Here is a 3,265-nt window from a genome sequence, read left to right as displayed (position 1 = left end):
GACCACCACCGACGCCAAGCCGATCGCCGCCACCATGACCCGCACGGTTTCGGCCGCTGGCATGGACTGGGGCCTGCTCGCCGCCGCCGGCGTGCTGACGTTGATCCCCGGCGCGCTCGTCATCTGGTTTGTGCGCAATTATATCGCCAAGGGCTTCGCCCTGGGGAGGGTTTGACGATGAATTTCGACCTCACCTGGATGGCGTGGACGTGGCCGACGGCGGCCTTTTTCGGGACCATCCTTCTGCTGCTGTGCGGCATGGCGGCTTGGGAATACGCTTCGCCGGGCGGCAATCCGCGCGTCGGCGTGCTGCGCTTCGAGACAACGCGCGGCGACCGTCTTTTCCTGTCGCTGCTTGGCAGCGCCTTTATCCATCTCGCTTGGTTGGGTCTTGTCGGATCCAACCTGTGGTGGGCTCTCGCTCTCTCCGTGGTCTACGCCATTGGCGTGTTCCGCTACGTATAGAGGGGGAAACTGTTGGAGCGACCGCGTGCCGGCGGCCGCTCCAGATCGCACTTGAACCTTAAAACTGTGGAGGAAACACATGCGAAGGCAATTTTTAACATCAACGACGGCCCTTGTCCTGTTGCTGGGCGTGGGCAATGCCTATGCCGGGATGGACGAGGCAAAGGCTTTCCTGGACAAGGAAATCGGCCCGCTCTCGACGCTCGACCGCGCTGGCCAGGAAGCCGAAATGCAGTGGTTCATCGATGCCGCGAAGCCTTTCGCCGGCATGGACATCAAGGTCGTTTCGGAAACCATCGCCACGCACCAGTATGAATCGCAGGTGCTGGCGCCGGCCTTTACCGCCATCACCGGCATCAAGATCACGCATGACGTCATCCAGGAAGGCGACGTCGTCGAGAAGATCCAGACCCAGATGCAGACGGGCCAGAACCTTTATGACGGCTGGGTCAACGATTCCGACCTGATCGGCACCCACTGGCGCTACCAGCAGGTGCGCAATTTGACCGACTGGATGGCGGGCGAGGGCAAGGATGTCACCAACCCGAACCTCGACCTGAAGGATTTTATCGGCACCTCGTTCACGACCGCTCCGGACAAGAAGCTCTACCAGCTTCCCGACCAGCAGTTCGCGAACCTCTACTGGTTCCGTTACGACTGGTTCAACGACGAGAAGAACAAGGCGGACTTCAAGGCCAAGTACGGCTACGACCTTGGCGTTCCCGTCAACTGGTCTGCCTATGAGGACATCGCCGAGTTCTTCACCGGCCGCGAGATCGACGGCAAGAAGGTCTATGGCCACATGGACTACGGCAAGAAGGACCCGTCGCTCGGCTGGCGGTTCACCGACGCCTGGCTGTCGATGGCCGGCAATGGCGACAAGGGCCTGCCGAACGGTCTGCCGGTCGATGAGTGGGGCATCAAGGTCGACGAGAATTCGCGTCCGGTCGGCTCCTGCACGGCGCGCGGGGGCGACACCAATGGCCCGGCCGCCGTCTACTCGATCCAGAAATACCTCGACTGGCTGAAGGCCTACGCTCCGGCGGAAGCCCAGGGCATGACCTTCTCCGAATCCGGCCCGGTTCCGGCGCAGGGCGCGGTTGCCCAGCAGATCTTCTGGTACACCGCCTTCACCGCTTCGATGGTCGATGCCGGCGCCAAGGCGGTGCTGAACGACGACGGTACGCCGAAGTGGCGCATGGCGCCGTCGCCGCATGGCGTCTACTGGAAGGACGGCATGAAGCTCGGCTATCAGGACGTCGGCTCCTGGACGCTGATGAAGTCGACCCCGACCGACCGCGCCAAGGCCGCCTGGCTCTACGCGCAGTTCGTCACCTCGAAGACAGTCGACGTGAAGAAGAGCCATGTCGGCTTGACCTTCATCCGCGAGAGCACGATCCACGACAAGAGCTTCACCGAGCGGGCTCCGAAGCTCGGTGGCCTGATCGAGTTCTACCGTTCGCCGGCCCGCGTTCAGTGGTCGCCGACCGGCACCAACGTGCCTGACTATCCGAAGCTGGCACAGCTCTGGTGGCAGGCGATCGGCGATGCGTCGTCGGGCGCCAAGACCGCGCAGGAAGCGATGGACTCGCTCTGCGGCGAACAGGAAAAGGTCATGAGCCGCATCGAGAAGTCGGGCGTTCAGGGCGATATCGGCCCGAAGATGGCCGAAGAGCATGACCTCGCCTACTGGAACGCCGACGCGGTCAAGAAGGGCAATCTCGCTCCTCAGTTGAAGATCGAGAACGAGAAGGAAAAGCCGATCACCATCAACTACGACGAACTGGTGAAGAGCTGGCAGAAGTAGCCTTGGTGTCGGCGCTCGCGCCAGCATCATGAGAATAGGGGGAGGCGGCATCTTGCCGTCTCCCCTGTTTGTGCAAAAGACTAAAGCGCGTCGCGTTGAGACGGATTCATGCAACGCGCTTTAGGTCTTTGTTTTTGTGCATGTCGTTCTCCCAAAACCGAGGTCACCTTTGGGCGACATGCATTAAGCGGGGAAGCAGAATGACCGGATACATCCTTGCCATCGACCAGGGCACGACTTCGACCCGGGCGATCCTGTTCGACGGCGATATGAAGGTCGCCGGCAGCGGGCAGAGGGAATTCATCCAGCACTATCCGGCCTCCGGCTGGGTCGAGCACGATCCCGAAGACATCTGGGCGAGCGTGGTGACGACCGTGAAGGCGGCGCTGAAGAAGGCCGGCCGGGCTGCATCCGAAGTGGCCGCGCTCGGCATCACCAATCAGCGCGAGACCATCGTCATCTGGGACAAGGCGACCGGCAAGCCGATCCACAATGCCATTGTCTGGCAGGACCGGCGCACCACGCCGCTGTGCCAGAAACTGAAGAAGCAGGGACTGGAGAAAAAGTTCACCAAAAAAACCGGCCTGCTGCTTGATCCGTATTTTTCCGGTACCAAGATCGCCTGGATGCTGGACAAGGTAAAAGGGGCGCGGCGTCGTGCCGAGAAAGGCGAGTTGCTCGCCGGCACCATCGACAGCTTTCTGATCTGGCGGCTGACCGGCGGCAAGGTCCACGCCACGGATGCCACCAACGCGTCGCGCACGCTGGTCTACAATATCGAGAAAAATGCCTGGGACAACGAACTGCTGTCGATACTGAACATCCCGGCGAAAATGCTACCCGAGGTAAAGGACTGCGCCGATGACTATGGAATCACGGAGAAAAATCTCTTCGGCGCCGAGATAAGAATCCTCGGTGTTGCCGGCGACCAGCATGCGGCCACCATCGGCCAGGCCTGTTTCGAGCCGGGCATGATGAAATCCACCTACGGCA

General features: G+C 61.3%; 3 protein-coding genes and 1 pseudogene. All 4 read left to right on the top strand.

Annotation, left to right across the window (positions count from 1 at the left end; translation table 11 throughout):
- Positions 1-175: pseudogene (locus EOA22_RS28580) on the top strand (carbohydrate ABC transporter permease); the annotation flags it as partial.
- Positions 172-465: a DUF2160 domain-containing protein gene (locus tag EOA22_RS28575; protein ID WP_024503495.1), complete on the top strand. Its 294-nt coding sequence runs from the start codon at positions 172-174 to the stop codon at positions 463-465. The pseudogene EOA22_RS28580 and the gene EOA22_RS28575, both read left to right, overlap by 4 nt.
- Positions 466-544: 79 nt before the next feature.
- The gene (locus EOA22_RS28570; RefSeq protein ID WP_013531807.1) at positions 545-2,272 is read left to right on the top strand and encodes an ABC transporter substrate-binding protein; all 1,728 of its coding nucleotides are present in this window, start codon (positions 545-547) and stop codon (positions 2,270-2,272) included.
- A 200-nt stretch (positions 2,273-2,472) separates the two neighbouring features.
- Positions 2,473-3,265 (top strand): FGGY family carbohydrate kinase (locus EOA22_RS28565; RefSeq protein WP_245478710.1); only part of this gene is annotated, 793 nt, incomplete at its 3' end.

Origin of the sequence: Mesorhizobium sp. M7A.F.Ca.US.014.04.1.1 (genome assembly GCF_003998745.1) — a bacterium.
Lineage (GTDB): Bacteria > Pseudomonadota > Alphaproteobacteria > Rhizobiales > Rhizobiaceae > Mesorhizobium > Mesorhizobium ciceri.
The sequence above is the reverse complement of the archived record's forward strand: the minus strand, read 5'-3'. Positions and strand labels throughout refer to the sequence as shown.